Source organism: Streptomyces sp. RGM 3693, assembly GCF_050471125.1.
In the GTDB taxonomy this organism is placed as follows: Bacteria; Actinomycetota; Actinomycetes; order Streptomycetales; family Streptomycetaceae; genus Streptomyces.
This window is the reverse complement of record NZ_JBMPPQ010000003.1, coordinates 1,006,064-1,024,373: the sequence shown is the minus strand read 5'-3', so window position 1 is coordinate 1,024,373 and position 18,310 is coordinate 1,006,064. Positions and strand designations below refer to the sequence as shown.

13 protein-coding genes and 1 pseudogene are annotated in these 18,310 nt (G+C 71.2%); 7 read left to right on the top strand and 7 right to left on the bottom strand.

What is annotated here, in order from left to right; all coding sequences use genetic code 11:
• Positions 1-206 precede the first annotated feature (206 nt).
• On the top strand, positions 207-1,034 hold the full coding sequence (locus ACO0M4_RS32835; RefSeq protein ID WP_430374714.1) for an SDR family oxidoreductase: 828 nt from the start codon (positions 207-209) through the stop codon (positions 1,032-1,034).
• Positions 1,035-1,545: 511 nt separating this feature from the next.
• Here the strand turns inward: ACO0M4_RS32835 and ACO0M4_RS32830 are convergent.
• Both ACO0M4_RS32830 and ACO0M4_RS32825 read right to left on the bottom strand, forming a co-directional pair.
• Complete coding sequence (locus tag ACO0M4_RS32830; protein WP_430374713.1) at positions 1,546-1,917, bottom strand: hypothetical protein; 372 nt, start codon at positions 1,915-1,917, stop codon at positions 1,546-1,548.
• 139 nt (positions 1,918-2,056) lie between these two features.
• The gene (locus ACO0M4_RS32825) at positions 2,057-3,583 is read right to left on the bottom strand and encodes a glycoside hydrolase family 3 N-terminal domain-containing protein (protein WP_430374712.1); all 1,527 of its coding nucleotides are present in this window, start codon (positions 3,581-3,583) and stop codon (positions 2,057-2,059) included.
• Between the two features lie 625 nt (positions 3,584-4,208).
• Here ACO0M4_RS32825 and ACO0M4_RS32820 point away from each other — a divergent pair.
• From ACO0M4_RS32820 to ACO0M4_RS32800, 5 genes are read left to right on the top strand one after another with little or no spacing between them, the layout of a single operon-like run.
• A complete protein-coding gene (locus ACO0M4_RS32820) occupies positions 4,209-5,273 on the top strand; it encodes a phytanoyl-CoA dioxygenase family protein (protein ID WP_430374711.1) in 1,065 nt (354 codons plus the stop codon).
• Positions 5,255-6,586, top strand: coding sequence for a DUF6271 family protein (locus ACO0M4_RS32815; protein WP_430374710.1), 1,332 nt, complete (start codon positions 5,255-5,257; stop codon positions 6,584-6,586). The genes ACO0M4_RS32820 and ACO0M4_RS32815 overlap by 19 nt, the downstream gene beginning before the upstream one ends.
• Positions 6,583-7,827 carry a type III PLP-dependent enzyme gene (locus ACO0M4_RS32810; protein ID WP_430374709.1) on the top strand — a complete coding sequence of 415 codons (1,245 nt, stop codon included), beginning with the start codon at positions 6,583-6,585 and terminating at the stop codon, positions 7,825-7,827. Before ACO0M4_RS32815 ends, ACO0M4_RS32810 begins: the two co-directional genes overlap by 4 nt.
• Complete coding sequence (locus ACO0M4_RS32805) at positions 7,828-8,412, top strand: GNAT family N-acetyltransferase (protein ID WP_430374708.1); 585 nt, start codon at positions 7,828-7,830, stop codon at positions 8,410-8,412. It abuts the gene before it with no gap.
• A 5-nt stretch (positions 8,413-8,417) separates the two neighbouring features.
• Entirely contained in the window at positions 8,418-9,605 is a 1,188-nt protein-coding gene (locus ACO0M4_RS32800; protein WP_430374707.1) for an MFS transporter, read from the top strand.
• Positions 9,606-9,693: 88 nt separating this feature from the next.
• On the opposite strand, the gene ACO0M4_RS32795 is transcribed toward ACO0M4_RS32800, so the two are convergent.
• From ACO0M4_RS32795 to ACO0M4_RS32780, 4 genes and pseudogenes are all read right to left on the bottom strand, one after another.
• Positions 9,694-11,217, bottom strand: a complete 1,524-nt coding sequence (locus tag ACO0M4_RS32795; protein WP_430374706.1) for a chitinase — start codon at positions 11,215-11,217, stop codon at positions 9,694-9,696.
• A 284-nt stretch (positions 11,218-11,501) separates the two neighbouring features.
• A pseudogene (locus tag ACO0M4_RS32790) lies at positions 11,502-12,008 on the bottom strand (cytochrome P450); the annotation flags it as partial.
• Positions 12,009-12,190: 182 nt separating this feature from the next.
• Positions 12,191-13,828, bottom strand: coding sequence for an amidohydrolase (locus ACO0M4_RS32785; RefSeq protein WP_430374705.1), 1,638 nt, complete (start codon positions 13,826-13,828; stop codon positions 12,191-12,193).
• An 84-nt stretch (positions 13,829-13,912) separates the two neighbouring features.
• Entirely contained in the window at positions 13,913-15,382 is a 1,470-nt protein-coding gene (locus tag ACO0M4_RS32780; protein WP_430374704.1) for an APC family permease, read from the bottom strand.
• A gap of 147 nt (positions 15,383-15,529) precedes the next feature.
• On the opposite strand from ACO0M4_RS32780, the gene ACO0M4_RS32775 reads away from it, so the two are divergent.
• On the top strand, positions 15,530-16,252 hold the full coding sequence (locus tag ACO0M4_RS32775) for a TetR/AcrR family transcriptional regulator (RefSeq protein ID WP_430374703.1): 723 nt from the start codon (positions 15,530-15,532) through the stop codon (positions 16,250-16,252).
• An 86-nt stretch (positions 16,253-16,338) separates the two neighbouring features.
• On the opposite strand, the gene ACO0M4_RS32770 is transcribed toward ACO0M4_RS32775, so the two are convergent.
• The gene (locus ACO0M4_RS32770) at positions 16,339-18,264 is read right to left on the bottom strand and encodes a helix-turn-helix domain-containing protein (protein WP_430374702.1); all 1,926 of its coding nucleotides are present in this window, start codon (positions 18,262-18,264) and stop codon (positions 16,339-16,341) included.
• Positions 18,265-18,310 lie beyond the last annotated feature (46 nt).

Sequence of the window (18,310 nt, the reverse complement as noted above, 5' to 3'; positions counted from 1 at the left end):
TGAGGCATCTGGCGTGGACGGTGTGGACGGTCAGGCGTGAAACCGAACCCGGTGGCTCCGAGCCCCACTGTCCATGAGTAATGACGTAGAGCTGCGCTTGGTGGTGGTGGTGTGTCCCGCGCTCTGCGTGCGACTTCCGGATAAATGGAGGAGCCCTCCGGTAAGGTTGGTGAGGACTCGTGATGCCTCGGACGGTGGGGAGCAGGATGATTCTTGTAACGGGTGCGACCGGCACCATTGGCCGGTACCTGGTGCGGGAGCTCGCGCAGGCGGACGTGCCGTTTCGAGCGCTGGTCCGGGACGCGCGCAAGGGCAAGGAGTTGGGCTGCGAGTTCGTCGTGGGGGACTTTGACGAGCCAGCGTCAATAGCGACCGCCTTTCGAGGAGTTGATCGCCTTCTGCTCAACAGCGGTGGCGCGCTCCCTGTGCCTGGGCGGCAGCCGATGGTTCGACAGCAAACCGCAGTCATCGACGCGGCACGGGCCGCCGGGGTCTCATGGGTGGTGAAGGTATCGGCGTGGCATCCCGGTCCGGACTCGAAGCTTTCCGTACGCGCGCACTGGGAGATCGAGCGGCACCTCAAGGCGTCCGGGCTGAGGTGGTCGTCGCTCCAGCCCACCGGCTACATGCAGAACTTCTTCACCGGCAAGGGCGGCTTCACCCACAGCCGCGCCCTGACAGGCCCGTATGGCGCGGGACGTGTGGCGTACATCGACGCCTACGACATCGCCGCCTGTGCCGCCGTGCTACTGACAGGCCCGATCAGGGACGGCGAAACCTATGCCCTGACCGGACCGGAGGCACTGACCCACGAGGAGATCGCGGCGAAGCTCGCCGTACCCTTCCACGATCTGACGCGCCGGCAGGCGGCTGAGGGGCTACGGGCGGAAGGGCTGCCCGGCTGGTTCGTGGATGACCTTCTGCAGCTCTACGCAGACATGGCAGCGGGCTTGATGTCCGGGGTGACGACGGTGGTACGGGACCTGATCGGACGTGCACCGCGTACGTTCGACCAGTTCTTGGCGAACGGGTAGTACACGTTCGCTGAGTCGTGGACCCCGGCCTGCCGGTGCCAGCCGTCCGGCGTCGAAAAGCCACGGACACGATGGTCACGCGGCTTGCCGCAGGCGGCTGACTCTTCGGTACCCGCAGCAAGGGTGTCCAACTTTGTCCCGCAGGGCGTACCTGCCGTGCTGGATCCGTCCACGCGCCAAGTGCCGTCCGGCACGGCATCGTTGATCGCCACGGCCGTCAGATCGGGCCCCTGGAATCGAACCGGGATCGGCCGGTCGGAGGTCTGGCGATCGTTGGGGCCGCGGGTATGGAGACGGCGGGTAGGGCGGCTGTCGAGGCACGGGCAGGTGTTGCTCCGGGGCGGCGGCCGTAGCCTGCCGCTGCCCCGGAGGGTGGAGTGGACGGTCGGCGACTGCTTTTAGGCGCCAGGTCTCCGCCGCGCGGGTGGGAGAGGTCGAGACCGCCGGTGGTGAATGCCACGCGGTCCGTGCCCGCCCGGCGCGGCGGGGAACGCGGTTGCCGCGCCCGGCCTCAGGGCCGGTCGAGGGTGATCGAGTTGATGGGTGTCAGGTCGGCCCAGACGCCGTTCTGTGCGGCCATGTCATAGTTGCAGCCAGCGCCGTTGGAACCGGTGCACAGGCGGGCGTGCGCGCCGTCCGACTGGTTGTTGAGGATCCAGTGCCAGCCGTATTGGTTGCTGAGGTTGTGCGCGCCGTAGCTCCAGAAGACGTCGGTGGGGGTGGCGGCCGGGTCTTGGTTCTGCGGATAGACGCAGACCGCGCCGTACGGGCAGCCGGCCCACGGTCCGGATGCGGCCTTGGCGTCGGCGGTGCCGACCGCCAGCGCGGTCAAGGTCACGCTGGCGATCGCGACCGCGCTGACGCGGCGGATCATCGTGCGCATGGTTGTCTCCCTCCCCTGGTGACTGGCTTCGCCAGCCGCGAGCATCGTAAGAGGGGACGAACAGCCTCCGCTGCGTACTTTCGGCCGTATAGGCGTGAATATCGGACCTTGGGGGTGCTGCCGGTGACGGGTCGGCGGCCTATGCCGCACGGCCCGGGCGGCCGTGGGCCAGGACTTCCGCGGCGGCGACGCCGGAGGCGGCGGTGGCGCCGTGTGTGAAGATCCGGACCGCTCCGGGGAGGGAGTCGCTCGGCAGGCCCATCTCGACCACGACGGCATCCGGGCGGGCGGCGGTGAGGTCGGCGAGGGCGCGGCCCATCCACGCGTGCCGGGCGGCGTCCCGGACGACGACGACCAGCGGGCGCCCGGCGGCGGGCGCGAGAGCGTGGTTCGCCAGGGCCGTGGGGCGGGTGGCGAGTTGGTGGTGCGGGACGCGCACGAACGTGGTGCCGGGCAGCCGTTCGCGCAGCGGTGCGGCGACACCCCACGGTGTCTCCTCGCCGATCGCGAGGTTCGTCGAGGGCACCAGCTCCACCACGTGCGGCGGGGCGGTCAGGGGGAGGGTGTCGTCGACCGGGCCGTGGGTCCGCAGGGCGCGACGGGCGGCGACGAAGCCGATGTCGCCGTGGACCGGATCGACCGGGACGTTCAGGCCCAGTTGGCGCGACCACGTGGCGAACGCCCGGACGTGGTCGGCGGCTTCGGCGAGACGCTCTTCGGTGAGCTCCCCGCGAGCGGTGGCGTCGGTGAGTGCGTCGGTGAGGAGGGCGACGGTGGACTCCTCGGCGTTCTCCCCGCCGACGCAGACCGCGTCGGCGCCGGCGGCGACGGCCTTGACCGCGGCGCCGCCGATGCCGTAGCGGTCCGCGACGGCGCCCATCTCGATGGCGTCGGTGACGATGAGGCCGTCGAAGCCGAGCTCCTTGCGCAGGAGGTCGTGGAGGATGCGGGGGCTGAGGGTGGCCGGCAGGTGCGGGTCGTGGGCGGGCACCAGGAGGTGGCCGCTCATGATCGCGCCCACGCCCGCTTCCACAGCGGCCCGGAACGGGGGCAGTGCCTGCGCGGCGATCTCGTCGAGGTCGGCGTCGTAGCTGGGCAGGCCGTGGTGGGAGTCGACGGCGACGTCTCCGTGGCCGGGGAAGTGTTTGGCGCAGGCGGCGACGCCGGCCGACTGGAGTCCCCGGATCCATGCGGTGGCGTGGCGGGAGACGAGGGCGGCCTCCGCGCCGAACGAGCGGACCCCGATGATGGGGTTGTCGGGGTTGGAGTTGACGTCCACGCTCGGCGCGTAGTCCAGGCTGACGCCGGCGGCCCGCAGTTGGCGTCCCAGGTCGTGGGCGACGGATGCGGTGAGTTCGGGGTCGTCCACGGTGCCGAGGGCGAAGTTGCCGGGCCGGGTGGCGCCGGTCGCGGACTCGATGCGGGTGACGTCGCCGGCTTCCTCGTCGATGGCGACGATCAACTCGGGGTTTTCGGCGCGGAGTTGATCGGTCAGCCGGGCGATCTGTTCGGTCGAGACGATGTTGCGGGCGAAGAGCACGACGGAGGACAGGCCGTCGCCGATGTCGCGCAGGACCCAGTCCGGTGCCTCGGTGCCCACGAATCCCGGCTGGAGGACGGAGAGTGCGAGTCGGCGCAACTCCTTGCTGTGCTTGCTGGAGGACATCGACGGGGCCTTCCGGGTCGCGGCGACGCATGGATCGGTGCCTTGGTGTAGACCAGCGGATATTGGCCTAGGCCAATCCGGGATGTCAAGGGATGGCTGGCCCGTTCCCGATCGAGCGGCTTCTGTTGGTGGATCCGATCCGTGACTCCCGTCAACTCCGCCCTTGACACGGCCAGTTGGTCTAGTCCACTTTGTTGGGGCGTGAGTTAAGCAAGTGGCCTGAGTTGCCTGAGGGGCGAATGCGACCGTCCTCGGGGGATGCGCGGGCCGATGTCGAACTCGCCAAGACCATCACTCCTCCGCGGGTGACTGGTGGGCGCATGGACGCGCTCCCCTCACTTCTGGTCGCCCCGACCCTCGTTCTTGTTCACCTCCGGCAACGACATCCGCCGCAGCGCGGATCCACGCTCCCACCGGCAGCGCACTGCGACGGCGCCGTGCCCTCCTCGCTGCGCTACGGGTACCGCTGCGTACGGGCACCGCTGCGTACAGGCACCGCGGCGGGCGGGCGCCGTTCGCGGTGCCGGGCGCACCGGCCCCGGCGCCACCGAGGCGTCCCGCGGCAGCGGACCCGACCAGGAGCCCTCCGCGCCGGCACCCATCGATTCGACCTTTGGAGCGCTGCATGCCAGCGACTGACGGATATCTGCACCGAGCCGCCTCGGACGTGCCGTACTTCAGCACGGACGGCGAGACCTACCTGGCCCGAACACCCCTGCGCGAACTACCCAAGACGCGGAAGCTCCGGGTGCTGTCCGAGGAGGAATTCGCCTTCTGGCAGACCTACGGCTACGTCATCGTCAAGCAGGCGATTCCGGCGTCAGCGGCCCGGCGCCTGCTGGACTTCGCCTGGGAATTCCAGGGCCTCGACCCGGACCGGCCGGACACGTGGTACCAGGACCGGGAGTTCCGCTCGGACCTCGACCGGGACCTGCACGTCTACGGATTCGTCGAGGCGTACCACCACCAGTTCCTCTGGGACAGCCGCCAGACACAGCGGGTCTACGACGCGTTCGTCGACGTGTGGGACTGCGAAGAGCTGTGGGTGACCCTGGACCGGCTCAACCTGAACCCGCCCAACATCAAGAACCGCGACCGATCGCTCATCGCGCCGACGGAACGCGGCTTCGACATCGCGCTCCACTGGGACGTCGACACCTCCCTCGGGGCGCTGCCGCAACGGGTCCAGGGCATCATCGCCCTGAACGACACCGAGCCCGAGTGCGGTGGATTCCAGTGCGCGCCCGAGCTGTTCCGCCGGTTCGAGCGGTGGCGGGCCCTTCAGCCGGCGGACCGGGACCCGATCCGACCCGCCTTCGACCGGACGGAACTCCCTGTCATCCAGCCGGAGTTGGCGGCCGGGGACCTGCTGATCTGGAACGGCCTGCTGGCACACGGGGTCGCGGCCAACACGTCGCAGGACGGAGTCCGCGCGGTCCAGTACCTCTCCATGATGCCGGCGCTGGAATCGCACCGGGAACTCAAGGACTCCCGGGTCGATTCCTGGCGGCACCTGCGGACCCCGGACTGGAACACGACGCTGCTCGGCGACGCGATCCGGTACGAGTCCCTCAGATACGGCACGCCCGACTTGACCGCACTGGGCGCCAGACTCCTGGGTCTGGAGTCGTGGCACGGGCGGGAACTCGCGGAGCCCATAGGAGCTGGCGCATGCGCAGAATCTGTCTGACCCTGCCCACCAACCGGGCCTGCACCGCGATGATCACGGCCATCTGCGCCGAGGCCGCCCACGCGGCCGAGCACTTCGACGTCGAGGTCCACCTGGTGATCCTGGATTCCTGCGCCGCCCCGGTGTTCGCCGAGCACGCACAGGCCGTAGGCGGGGCGCGCCCGGTGCCGCACGTCGTCGTGCACCACCTCGGCGAGGCCGCACAACGGGACTTCCTGCGGCGGGTGATCCGCGACGCCGGTATCGCGAAGCCCGAACTGATGCTGGACCTGATGCTCCCGGCAGAGCCCTCCTACGGGGCCTGCACCAACCGTGCGTTCCTGATCGCCGCCGCCCTCGGGTGCGAGTCCGTCCACCGCCGGGATTCCGACAGCCGCTACCAGACCCTGAACGGGACGCCGGTCTTCCCGATTCACCACGAACTCCGCTCGCTGGGGAAGCGCGCGAGCGACGCCGCGCACGGCGTCTCCACGACCACGCTCGATCCGCGGCACGCCTACAAGTCCGTTGCCATGGTGGGCAGTTCCTTCGTCGGCGAGCTGTCCGTGGACATCGCCGAGATCCACCGGACCGACCCCGATGTCTACACCGACGTGGTCGGTCTGTGGGCGCCCGGTCAGTGGTCGGCCCAGGCCAAGCAGCAGCTCGTCGACGAGTCCTTCCGGGGTGCCGGCACGGAAGCATTCACCCACGACCACTCCGTCCTGACCCTGGTCGACCCCATGCGGGTGGACATGTGCAACATCAGTTTCCACCAGGTGCACGAACGCGTACCGCTGCCGCCCGCCACCAACACCATCGGCAGCGACTACTTCCTCATCCACCTGGTGCACGACGCCACGTTGCCCGGCGTCCTCCACAACCGCAACATCGTCAACTTCTACACCGGCGAGCGCCGGACCGGTCCGGGATTCCTGGCGTACCAGACACGGTTCGCGAAGTTCTTCCTCTCGATGCTCTACTTCTCCTTCGTCTACGACCGGATGGCCCGCGCCAACCAGGCACTGCTCGACGACCACCAGCAGGTCCGGGCCGCGGCGATTGCCGAGATCGTCCGGGAGAGCACCGGACTGGACCCGGCGGAGAACATCGAGCGACTGGACATCCTGGACGCCTCCTACCGCAAACTCGGCGGAAAGTACGCCGCGTTCGCCGACGTCCTGGCGTCCCGCCGCGAGCACCTGCTCCACGAAGCCCGGCAGGACATGGCGGACTTCGCCCTCCTCATCGAAGCCTGGGCGCCACTGACCGGGGCGAGCCGGGCCGCCGGCCCGCCCGGGTGCCGGCGGCAGCCGGACCGAGCACGCCGATGATCAACGACAACGCCGCCCTGCGCGCCGCCCTGGCCGCCGCGACCGAGGACCAGATCGTCTTCGACCTGGCGGGCATCGCGGACAACTGCGCAACCCTGCAACGGGAATTGCCCGGGGTCGCCGTCCGCTTCGCCATGAAAGCCTGCCCCATGGACGCCGTACTCGCCTGTCTGGCCGAGCGGGGGGCGGGCGTCGACGCGGCCGGTCCCCGCGAGATCGCCCAGGCCCTCCGATCCGGCGTACCGGTCGAGCGGATCCACTACGGCAACACCGTCAAGTCCGACCGGGACCTCGCCGAGGCCCACCGGCTCGGCGTCCGGGACTACGCGACGGACAGCCTGGAAGACGTGGCGGCGATCGCCAACCATGCCGCCGGCGCCCGGGTGTTCTGCCGGCTGGCCACCGACGGGGACGGGGCGCTGTGGGGGCTCAGCAACAAGTACGGCTGTTCGCCCGCCGATGCGGTTCGGGTGCTGGCCGCGGCACGGGACGCCGGGCTGACCCCGTCCGGACTGTCCTTCCACGTCGGCTCGCAACAGATGACGGCCGATGCCTGGCACAGGGCCTTCGACCGCACGGCCGCAACCCTGGCGGCCCTGCGCCGACGGGCGATATCCGTGGATCACGTCAACCTCGGCGGCGGTCTGCCGGCCCTCGGCTACACCGACCGGCACGGCAGACCGCTCGACCCGCCGGTGGACAAGATCTTCGCCGTGATCCGGGAGGGCATGGCGCACCTCCGGGAAGTCTGCGGACACCACCTGGACTTCCTGGTGGAACCGGGCCGCTACCTCGTCGCGGACCACGGCGCCATCCGCGCGCAGGTGACCCGGCTGACCAGCCGGGAGCAACCGGACGGCACCCGGGCGCACTGGTTGTACCTGAGCGTGGGGAAGTTCAACGGCCTGTACGAGATGGACCAGTTGCAGTACCGGCTGGTCTTCCCCGCGCACGCCGGTAGCGGGTGTCTGCCGGCCGTCGTCGCGGGCCCCACCTGCGACAGCGACGACGCCTTTGGGTCGGAGCACGGCCTGGTCCAGGTGCCCACGGACCTTGCCTCCGGTGACCCGGTCTGGGTGCTGTCCTGCGGCGCCTACGCCATCAGCTACCTGACCCAGGGCTTCAACGGCTTCCGCCCGCTCCCGTACACCTGGATCCACGGTGCGGGCACCGGACTCGACCGGGCACGGCGACCCGGGCCGCCGGCGCGTGCCCGGGCGTCCGCGGGAGGTGGGCGGTAGATGAGCCACGACGCCCGCATACGACACATAGCGGATGGTGACTGGGACGGCATCACCGCGCTGGAGTCCCGGGCCTATGCCGCCCTCGGCCTCTCGGAGGAGCCGGCCGTGCTGCGGTCCCGCGCCCACGCCTCGCCGGCGACGTGCTTCGCGCTCGCCCTCCCACAGCGGCTCGCGGGCTACCTGTTGGCGCTGCCCTACCCGATGTTCCAGTACCCGGACCTGAGTCGCCCGGAAGGGACCGCGGAAGCGCTCGCCGTCCCGTCGCGCAACCTCCACCTGCACGACCTCGTCATCGCCGCGCCACTCCGCGGCCGGGGGCTCGCCAGGCGGCTCCTGCGCCAGCTGACGGCGACGGCCAGGGCCGGCGGGTACGAGCAGATCTCCTTGGTCGCCGTCGCCGGCAGCGAGACCTTCTGGGGGGCGAACGGATTCGCCCCGTACCACGGGGTGGTCCCCCCGGGCGCCTACGGCGGGCAGGCCGTCTACATGTCCAGGCCGGTGCGGGCGGACCGCGCCGACGGGCCGAGGCCGGCCGGCGCGGCGTTGCGCGGTCCGGCACCACACGACGACAAAGGGGAATGATTCCGGTGTTCCGCGTGCACGATCCGTTCCTGCGGGCGCAGTTGGCGATTGCCGCGCTGTTCTGCTCGCTGGGATTCCAGTACGCCACCTGGGCGGCACGGATCCCTACGATCAAGGCGCACCTCGGTCTGACCGCCGCGGAAGTGGGGGTGCTGCTGATGGCCACCGGGGTGGGCGCAGCGGTGTCGTTCCCCCTGGTCACGATGTTGATGAGCCGGTTGGGGGCGAAGCGCCTGGCGCTGCTGTCGGCGCTCGGCCTGACCCTGTTGCTGTTCGCGTTGGCGGCGGCGCCCAACTACCCGACCGCCCTGGCGGTCATGGGCGTGGACGGCGTTCTCGTGGGATGTCTGAACGTGGCCATGAACGCGCAGGGCGCCGCGCTCGAAGCCAGGCACCAGCGCCACGCGATGGCCAAACTGCATGCGACCTTCAGTGGTGGGTCGTTGGCCGCGGCCGTCCTCGCTTCCGGGATGACCGCGGTGACCTCGGCCGTGGCCGCGCACTTCGCGGTGGCCGCGGCCGTCCTGCTGCTGTTGGTGGGATACGCCGGGCCGGGGCTGCTGACCGATGAGCGGCCCGCGGCGCACAAGGAGCCGAAGCGTCGCGGCCGATGGGTGTTGCCGTCCCGTATGACGCTGTGGATGTGTTGCGCCATGGCGTTCGGCACGGTGACCGAAGGTGCCATGAACGACTGGTCGGCGCTCTACCTGAAGGACGTCGCCCGGGCATCGGCGGAACTGGCACCCATGGGCATCGCCGTCGTCTCGGGCGTGATGGTCCTGGCCAGGCTGTTCGCCGACGGCTGGCGGGGCCGCTGGGGAGATGGGCCCCTGGTCCGTGCCGGCAGCGCACTGGCCGGGGTCGGCCTGGCGCTCGCCCTGTTGAGCGGTGGCGCGGTGCCGGCCCTGATCGGCTTCGCCTGCGTCGGTCTGGGCGTCGCGGCCGTCACCCCGTGCGTCTACGTGGCCGCGGCCGGGCAGGGCGCCCAGGCGCTGACGCTGGTCGCCGCGATGGGCACGCTGGGCCTGCTGGCCGGACCGCCGTTCATCGGCTTCATCGCCAACGCCGTCGGCCTGGTGTGGGGGATGGGCGCCGTCGCCGCCTCGGCGGTCGTCGTGGCGCTGTGCAGTACGCAGATCCGCTGGCCGTCCCGGACGACGCCGGCTCCCGCAGCATCCGGAGAACCCGCCTGATCCGCTCCACCGCGGCCGCGGTCGCACCCCGCCGGGGGCGCGACCGCGGCTGTCCACGGGCTCGAACGCGACCGGCCCGTAGGGCGGTTCAGCAGCTGCCGAGGTCCTGCCAGGCACCCCAGTCACCGGTGGTGCCGGGCTCCTCGCCGGTCGTCCACCACTTGGCCTTCCAGTTGTGTCCCCGGTACGAGACCTGCTGGCCGCCGGTGTAGACCGTGCCGCTGGCCCACGGACTGGCGGTGCACTGGTTGCCGCTCCCGCCGGTGATGGTCAGCGCGTACGCCGTGCTGTGGCTGCCGGACGGACCGGTACCGGTGACGGTGAGGTGGTAGGTGCCGGAGGCGGCGGCCGCGGTGGTGGTCACGGTGAGCGTCGAGGAGCCGCCCGCCGTCACCGAAGTGGGGCTCAGTGCGGCGGTGACACCCGCGGGGGCCCCGCTGACCGTGAGGTCCACCGGCTGCGCCGCGCCGGTCGTCACCGCGGTCCGCACCGTTGCGGTGGCGCGGTCGCCCGCGGCCACCGAGCCGGTGCCGGGACTGGCCGTCAGTGAGAAGTCGTTGGCCGGTGCCGTGCTGCCGCCGGTGAACGGTTCGAAGACGTGGCTGAAGTCCCAGGTGTTCTGCGGGATGCTGGAGCAGGTGTCGCCGGACGGGGCGCCGGGGCAGCTGCCGTTGTCCCGCTGGAGTGCCCAGAACGACAGGGTGCTGATGCCCTTGGCCACCGCCCAGTTGTAGACCTCGGTGGCGTTGGCCGGGGTGAACGTCTCGGCCGGGCCGAAGTCGTCGACGCCGGGCATCTCGATGATGCCGACCATGGCCCACAACTGGGCCGGGGTCTTGTTCGGGTAGAGCGGTGCGAGCTGGTCGTGCAGTCCCTGGGCCGCGGTCTGGGTGTCCTTGGCCATGTCGTGGGTGGCGTTGTCGTAGTAGTCGAACGTCATGATGTTGGTGACGTCCACGCGTGCGCCGTTGCGGACCGCGCTCTGGAGTACGGCGAGTCCGCTGTCGGTGAGCCCGTGGGTGGTCGTCGGCAGGGTGTAGGAGATCTGGACCGTGCGTCCGTTGGCCGCCGCCCAGTCCTGGACGAGCTTGATGGCTTTGTTCCGGCGGTCGACGGCGGCGGTGTTGTCCAGTGAATCGGCCTCGATGTCCATGTCGAGCCGGGTGACGTCGTAGGTCGTGATCACCTTCTCGTAGGTGGCGGCGATCTGGTTGATGTCGGTACAGCTGTCGGCGATTTCGGTGCCGGTGGTGTCCGCGGTGTACCCGCCGAAGGAGGGGATGACGTCACCCCCGTTCGCCTGGATGGTCTTGATGTCGTTGCCGAACGAGGCCGCGGAGATGGGGGTGTCGGTGCTGCCGTTCCAGTAGGCGGTGCAGGAGCCCTTGGTGGCTGTCTGGACGAACGCCATCGTCAGGTGCTTGGCACCGGACTGGGCGGAGAGTGCGGCGGGGCTCTCGCCCGTCCACGACTCGAAGTAGGGAGCGAACACGTGGGCTGGGAGCGGGGTCGCCGCGTGGGCGGCGCCACCGCCCAGAGCGGTCAGGCCGGCCGTGGCCACAGCGGTGACGGTAGCGGTGAGGACTGCTCGGAGGGTGCGCCTGCGTCTCATGACTGTCCCGGGTGTGAGGAGGTTGACCGCCAATTCCCCTTGTAAGCAGCGGTATTGCCTCTGGGATAACCCCGGGGTCAGGGGCATGTCAATGGACTGGACCAAGATAGGACTAGACCAATACCAGCCGGGAATCGCCACGGTCCTGTCCAGCAGCCGCTCGCCGCGCTGGACCACCCACCCGCGCAGGACGGCACGTGGATCGCCTCTCGGGCACGCCGGCCGAGCGCGCCGGACGCACGCACAGCCCGACCCGGCCCGACCCGGCGATCGGGAACGTCGGGTCACACCGTCCGCTCGGGGCGGACGAGGACGGGGAGGGACTGGTGGCCGTTGGTGAGGAAGGACGGCAGGGGGACGAGACGGTCGACGGGCACCGCGAGGGAGAGGTCGGGGAAGCGGGCGGTGAGCATCCGCAGGGCGGTGGTGGCTTCGAGTCGGGCGAGCGTGGCACCGAGGCAGAGGTGGACGCCGTGGCCGAAGGAGAGGTGGGTCTTGTCGGTGCGGGTCGGGTCGAACCGGTCCGCGCTCGGCCCGTGCAGCGCGGGATGCCGGTTGGCGGCGGAATAGGCGGCGAGGATCGCCTGCCCCTTGCGGATGAGGGTTCCGTTCGGCACCGGGATGCCGGCGGTGGCGAACCGCATCGGGAGGAGGGGGACGGGCGCCTGCCAGCGCAAGGTCTCCTCGACGACGTCGCCCCAGGACAGCGCGCCGGACCGGGCGGCGGCGAGGTGCGCGGGATGACTGAGCAGGGCGACCAGCGCCTGGCCTATGAGGTTGACGGTGGTCTCCCGGAGAGTGCCGTAGACCGGCCACGGGCGCCCCTCGACGCCCGACGGTGAGCCCAGGCAGCGGCGCGCGCCAACCACCCGGTACGCGATGGAGTATCGCGCCAGTCACCGGTGCACCGAACCGAGCCGGGGCCACCGCGCGACCGCGGTGGCCCCGGTGGGCCGGCTCGTGCGCCGCGGGATCAGTCGGCCGAGTAGACGCGTGCGCCACCGACGTAGGTCTGGAGGACGCCGGCCCGGGCGATCTCCTCGGTCGGGGCGGTGAAGATGTCACGGTCCAGGACCACCAGATCGGCGAGGTGGCCGACCTGGAGCGTGCCGGCGTCGTCGAGGCCGTTGACGTGCGCCGAACCGGCTGTGTACGCGGCGACGGCGGTGGTGAGGTCGAGGCGCTGCTCGGGGAGGAAGATCCGGTCGTCGGTGCTGTCCGGTTCCCTCCGGTTGACCGCGACGTGCAGGCCGGCGAGCGGATCGGGGCTGCTGACGGGCCAGTCGCTGCCGGCCGCCAGGGTGGCGCCGGCCCGCAGCAGGGAGCCGAACGGGTACTGCCAGCCGGCGCGTTCGGGGCCGAGGAAGGGGATGGTCAGCTCGTCCATCTGGGGCTCGTGGGCGGCCCAGAGCGGCTGGATGTTGGCGATGGCGCCGAGTCGGGCGAAGCGTGGCAGGTCGTCGGGGTGGACGACCTGGAGGTGGGCGAGGTGGTGCCGGGCGGTGCGGCGGCCGTTGGTGGCGCGGGCCGCCTCGATGGCGTCCAGGGCCTCGCGGACCGCGCGGTCGCCGAGGGCGTGGAAGTGCACCTGGAAGTCCAACGCGTCGAGTGCGGTGACGTACTCGCGCAGCGCCGCCGGATCGACGAAGCTCAGTCCGGTGTTGGCGGTCGCACAGCCGCAGGCGTCCAGGTAGGGGCTGGTCATGGCGGCGGTGAAGTTCTCCGCGATGCCGTCCTGCATGATCTTGATCGAGCCGGCCCGGAACCGGCCGTGGGTCAACTCGGCCCTTCGGACGGCGAGTTCGGGGATCTGCTGGGCGTCGCGCTCGCGGTCCCACCAGAGCGCGCCGGTGACCCGGGCGGTCAGGCTTCCGTTGCGGGCGGCGGTCACATAGGCGTCCGAGGGGTCGGCCTGACCGTGGAAGGAGCCGAGCAGGGCGTCCTGCCAGCCGGTGATGCCGAGGGAATGCAGCAGTTCCTGGGCGCGCAGCAGGGCGGCCAGGCGGTCGGCGGCGGTGCGCTGCGGCACCAGCCGGGTGATCAGGCCGGTGGCGCCCTCTTGGAGGACGCCGCTCGGCGTGCCGTCGTCCTCGCGCTCGATCCGCCCGTCGGCCGGGTCGGGGGAGTCCTTGGTGAGGCCGGCCAGTTCGAGGGCGCGGGTGTTGACCCAGGCGCCGTGGTGGTCGCGGTTGGGGAGGTAGACCGGGCGGTCCGGCACCACGGAGTCGAGCAGTTGGCGGGTGGGCAGTCCGCCGGCGAAGCTCTCCAGCGACCAGCCGCCACCGGTGATCCAGGAACGCTCGGGGTGCGCGTCGGCGAACTCGCGGATGCGCCGCAGGTATTCGTCGACACCGACGGTTCCGGTGAGGTCGCACTCGGCGAGCTCCAGGCCGCCGAAGACGGCATGGATGTGCGCGTCCTGGAAGCCGGGCAGCAGCAACTTGCCGGTCAGGTCGACCACTTCGGTGTCGGGCCCGATCAGCTCCCGGACGTCGTCGTGGCCGACGGCCGTGATCCGTTCGCCCGTCACGGCGAGGCTGCTCGCACGGGTACGGGCCGGGTCTCCGGTGTGAATGGGGCCGTGGGTGAAGAGGAGGTCGGCCTTGGTCATAGGGGTACTCCCGTCAGGTCGGGGTCCGCGAACGATCCGCGGGGGCAGGGGGCAGGGGGCAGGGGCAGGGGACGTGGTGGTCGGTCAGGTGCTCGGTATCGTCGCGTCCTCGTCGGAGCGCGGCAGGAAATATGGTGCCCGCCGGCGCCAGCGGGCCCACGCGGCGACCAGCAGACCGGAGACGAGCATCAACGCGACCACCGCCAGCTCGAACCAGCCGTTGTCCGCGGCGAGTGCGAAGTGGTCCGTCGACCGGTAGAAGTCCCAGGCGAGGTATCCGCCGACGGCGAGCAGGACGAGCGCGCCGAGCAGCGGCGCGACGACCACCCGCAGCGCCTCGCCGGGCGCGGTACGCAGCAACGAGCGGAAGCGCACCGCGGCCGCGATCGCGGTGAGGGCGTAGTACAGCGCGACGACGATGCCGATGGCGTTGACCGCGGCGGAGATCAACGCGCCGACGGTGGGGATGACCAGCGACAGCAGGGCCAGGAGGATGGCGATCGCGGTGATGAGCAGGGTGCCGACGGCGGGGGTCCGGTGGCGGGGATGGAGCCGAGTCCACACGGGCCCCACTGTGCCGTCACGGCCCATCGCGTACATGCCGCGTGCGGTGGGGATGACCGAGGCTTGTAGGGACGCCGCCGCCGAGAAGGTCAGGGCGATCAACGGCAGGGCGGCGAGCGGCTGGTGGGCCAGTTTGGTGCCGAAGTACGTCAGCCCGTGCGCGCCGTTGTCGGCCAGTTCGCCCAACGGGAGCACCCGCTGGAAGGCCGTTCCGGCGAAGAGGAAGAGCAGCATCATCAGGGTGAGGGCGATGAAGCCGCCGCGGGAGGCGTCGCGTGCGTCGCGGACCTCCTCGCCGACGCTGAAGACCGATTCGAAGCCCCAGTAGCAGAACACCGCCAGCACCATGCCCTGGGCGAGGGCCGACAGCGAGGGGATGGCGAACGGGTCGAACCACGCCAGCGACCACGGCTGGTCGCCGGCGAACAGGCCGTAGCCGCAGAAGCCGAGCAGCACGGCGTACTCGAAGACCAGCAGGTACTGCTGGAGCCGGGCCGCCAGTTCGAGCCCGCGGACCGCGACCAGGGCGGCGGCGATCAGGACGGTCAGACCGACGAGGGTCGACTGGAGGGTGGAGTCCGGGTCGAGCGTCAGCCCGCCGATGCGGTGGACGGTGGCCTCGCCGAGCAGTTGGAGAACGGCGGAGCCGGTCACCGCGGTGGTGTAGGCCATGAAGACGACGGTACCGACGACGTTGACCCAGCCGGTCAGGAAGCCCAGCCAAGGGTTGAGGGTGCGGCCCACCCAGCGGTAGCTGCTGCCAGCATCGGGTTCGACGCGGTTGAGGCGCCCGTACGCGCCGGCGATGGCGAGCACCGGCAGGAAGGCCACCAGCATGATCGCCGGGAGGTGCAGGCCGACGACCCCGGCCATCAGCCCGAGTCCGATGCCGATGCTGGAGGTGGCCGCGGTGCTCGACGCGGCGATCACCACCGCGCCGCCGACCCCGACCGACCTGGGCAGGCCGGACGGGGGGTGCCCGTCGGCCATACCCGGATGTGTGCTCGTGTCCTTGACCTTGGCTGCCAATGGATCACCGCCGTACTCGTGAGGAATCCGACCGGATGGCCGGTTGGCTCGACATGAAAGCCCCCGCACACTTCTCAGGTCAATGAAGTTGTCGTAAGGTGCGGATCCATGGCCGAACGAGTGGTTCCCGAGCCGCAGCGGCGGCGCAGAAGGCCGACCAAACAAGGCGTCGTGCTCTCCCGGCAATTGATCGTCGAGACCGCACTTCGCCTGGTCGGCCAGCACGGCTCCGAAGCGCTGACGGTCCGGCGGTTGGGCGCCGCGCTCGGCGCCGACCCCAGCGCCGTCTACCGGTACTTCCGCAACACCGACGACCTCCTCCTCGCCCTCGCCGACGAACTCATCGGACGCGCCCAGCACGGCTGGCAACCCACCGGTGACTGGCGCGCCGACCTGCGCGAGATCGGCCTGCGCATCCACCGCGCGTACCAGGCACACCCCCAGGCGGCACTGCTGGCCGCCCACCGGACCACCGGGCGCACCCACGAGACCCGCGCCGTCGAGGCGATCCTCGGCGTGCTCCGCGGGGCCGGTTTCCCGGACCCGGAAGCGGTCCGGATCTATCACGCCTTCGTCGACCAGAGCCTGGGATTCGCCGCCCTGGACGCGGCCGCGCTGGCCCTGCCGGCCGCCGCGCGGACCGCCGATCACCAGGTCTGGCAGGCCAGTTACGGTCGCCTGGCGGCCAGCACCCACCCCAACATCGCGGCCACCGCACCCCTGTTGGCCGCCGACATGCGCCGCAGCGGCTACCCGTACGCGTTGGAACTGCTGTTGGAGGCCACGACGGCCCGCCTACCGCGGCCGACCGAACCGCCTCAAGGGCCCTGATCCGGCCCGCGCCCCGGAGACGGGCGTACTGCGCGGAAGAGGAAGCCGGCCGAGGCGCCGTCCGCCGGTCCCGAACCGACCGTCCCTCAGCTCTCGGCCAGTCGGTGGAGCCTGAGCGCGATCTGTAGTTCCAGTGCACGCTCGGGACTGTTCCACTCGGGGCCGAGCAGGGTCTGGATGCGGTCGAGGCGTTGCACGACGGTGTTGACGTGGACGTGGAGTTCGTCCTTGGCACGGGTCAGGCTCCCACCGCAGCCGAAGTACGCCTCAAGGGTGCGCACGAGTGCGGTGCCGCGCTGGTCGTCGTACCGCAGCAGCGGTCCGAGGACGCTGGTGATGAACCCGTCCGCATCCTTCTCGTCACCGAGCAGCACCCCCAGGAAGCCCAGGTCGGCGGCGCAGGCACCGCCCACCCGCCCCAGCACGCGCAACGCCCGCAGGCAGCGCGCCGCCTCGGCGTGGGCGGCGGCCAGTGCCTGGGGGCCGGCTGCGGGTCCGGCCGCGGCCACCGTCACCGGCGCTCCGGTGAGTTGGGTGAGGTGCGCGGCGGCGGCCCTGGCGGCCTCGCCCGGCGGGGTGCCGTCGTCCATGAGCAGCACGACCACGGCTCCGGCGTGTTCGGCGCTGATGCGCTCGCCGGCGGAGCGGTAGCGCAGCGCGGCCGCGGTGAGCCGCTGGCGGGATGCGGCATCCGCCCCCGCGACCAGCAGCAGATGGGGGCGATCGAGGTCGAAGCCGAGCCGGCGGCCGCGCTCCGCAAGGCCGGCGGGATCGCGGTCCGGGGCGTTGAGGAGATCGGTGATCAGTTCGCCGCGGATCCGGTTCTCCGCCTCGGCGACGGAGCGCCGTTGCAGGAGGAGCAGAGCGGTGACCACGCCGGCCCGCTCGAAGAGCCGCTTGTCGGCGTCGTCGAGGTCGGGCCGGCCGTACAGGACCAGGCTCCCCAACACCTCCTGCCCGGCCAGCACGGCGCACGTCCAACGGCCGTCGTGGAACACCGTCCGGCCGGCGGTCCGGGCGTCCGGCACCACCTTGGCCACCGTGCTGCCGCCGGTGAACGTGGCACCGCCGGGACCCACGGCGGCCAGGGCACGCCCCTCGGGGTCGTGGATCGTGATGGGCCCGTCCAGGAGCCCGGCGACCGCGGCGGCCACCTCCGGCACATCGCCGCCGCGCAACACCAGATCGGTCAGCCGGTCGTGCGCGTCCTCGGCGCGTTGCATGGCGGCGGCGTGTTCCTGAATGACCTTGTTGGCCGCGGCCAGGTCGGCGAGGGCGGCCCGGGTGTGGGTGAGCGCCTCGGCGGTGTCGATGGCGATGGCGGCGTGCGCGGCCAGCGAGCACAGCAGGGCGACCTCGTCGGGGGAGAAGGCCCGGGGTGTGCGGTCGGCGGCGAACAGCACGCCGATGACCTCGCCACCGCCGCCGCTGCCGGACCCCAGGAGCAGCGGTACGCCGAGGATCGCCACCAGCCCCTCGTCCAGGACCCCGGCGTCGATGGTGCGGGTGTGGCGGAAGCGGTTGTCGGTGCGGTAGTCGGGTGTGACGTACGGTTTGGCGTTCTGCGCGACCAGGCCACCGAGGCCGTCGCCCAGTCCCAGTCGCAGCCCCTGGAAGAGCGCGGACACCGAACCGTCGGTGACCCGCATGTAGGTGTCGTCGGCCGCCGCGTCGGGGAGCGTGAGGTACGCGGTGTCGGTGCCGAGCAGCGTCCTGGCGCGGCGGACGATCGACTGGAGCACGGCATCGAGGTCGCGCAGTCCGGCCAGGTCGCCGGCCGTGTCGAACAGCGCGGCGAGCTCCGCCTCGCGCCGTCGGTGCTGGCGCAGCACGCTCCGGATCCGCAGGGCGGTGCGGGTGGCGCTCTCCACCTCCGCCAGGTCCCGCACGCCGACCCCCTCGACGCGCGCTTCGGCGGCGACCACGCCGATCTCCTCGGCGGGGGCACCCTCGCTGAGGAGATCGAGCAGGCGGCGCAGGTACGGAGCGGCGGCGGTGGTGTCTGGGGTCATGTGGCGAGCCATGGTGGGGAAGGAGTGCGACGGGCGACGGGAGGGG

Coding starts and splice junctions, on each gene's coding strand:
- ACO0M4_RS32835 (WP_430374714.1), top strand. CDS start 207: ATGATTCTTGTAACGGGTGCGACCGGCACCATTGGCCGGTACCTGGTG.
- ACO0M4_RS32830 (WP_430374713.1), bottom strand. CDS start 1,917: ATGCGCACGATGATCCGCCGCGTCAGCGCGGTCGCGATCGCCAGCGTG.
- ACO0M4_RS32825 (WP_430374712.1), bottom strand. CDS start 3,583: ATGTCCTCCAGCAAGCACAGCAAGGAGTTGCGCCGACTCGCACTCTCC.
- ACO0M4_RS32820 (WP_430374711.1), top strand. CDS start 4,209: ATGCCAGCGACTGACGGATATCTGCACCGAGCCGCCTCGGACGTGCCG.
- ACO0M4_RS32815 (WP_430374710.1), top strand. CDS start 5,255: ATGCGCAGAATCTGTCTGACCCTGCCCACCAACCGGGCCTGCACCGCG.
- ACO0M4_RS32810 (WP_430374709.1), top strand. CDS start 6,583: ATGATCAACGACAACGCCGCCCTGCGCGCCGCCCTGGCCGCCGCGACC.
- ACO0M4_RS32805 (WP_430374708.1), top strand. CDS start 7,828: ATGAGCCACGACGCCCGCATACGACACATAGCGGATGGTGACTGGGAC.
- ACO0M4_RS32795 (WP_430374706.1), bottom strand. CDS start 11,217: ATGAGACGCAGGCGCACCCTCCGAGCAGTCCTCACCGCTACCGTCACC.
- ACO0M4_RS32785 (WP_430374705.1), bottom strand. CDS start 13,828: ATGACCAAGGCCGACCTCCTCTTCACCCACGGCCCCATTCACACCGGA.
- ACO0M4_RS32780 (WP_430374704.1), bottom strand. CDS start 15,382: ATGGCCGACGGGCACCCCCCGTCCGGCCTGCCCAGGTCGGTCGGGGTC.
- ACO0M4_RS32775 (WP_430374703.1), top strand. CDS start 15,530: ATGGCCGAACGAGTGGTTCCCGAGCCGCAGCGGCGGCGCAGAAGGCCG.
- ACO0M4_RS32770 (WP_430374702.1), bottom strand. CDS start 18,264: ATGACCCCAGACACCACCGCCGCCGCTCCGTACCTGCGCCGCCTGCTC.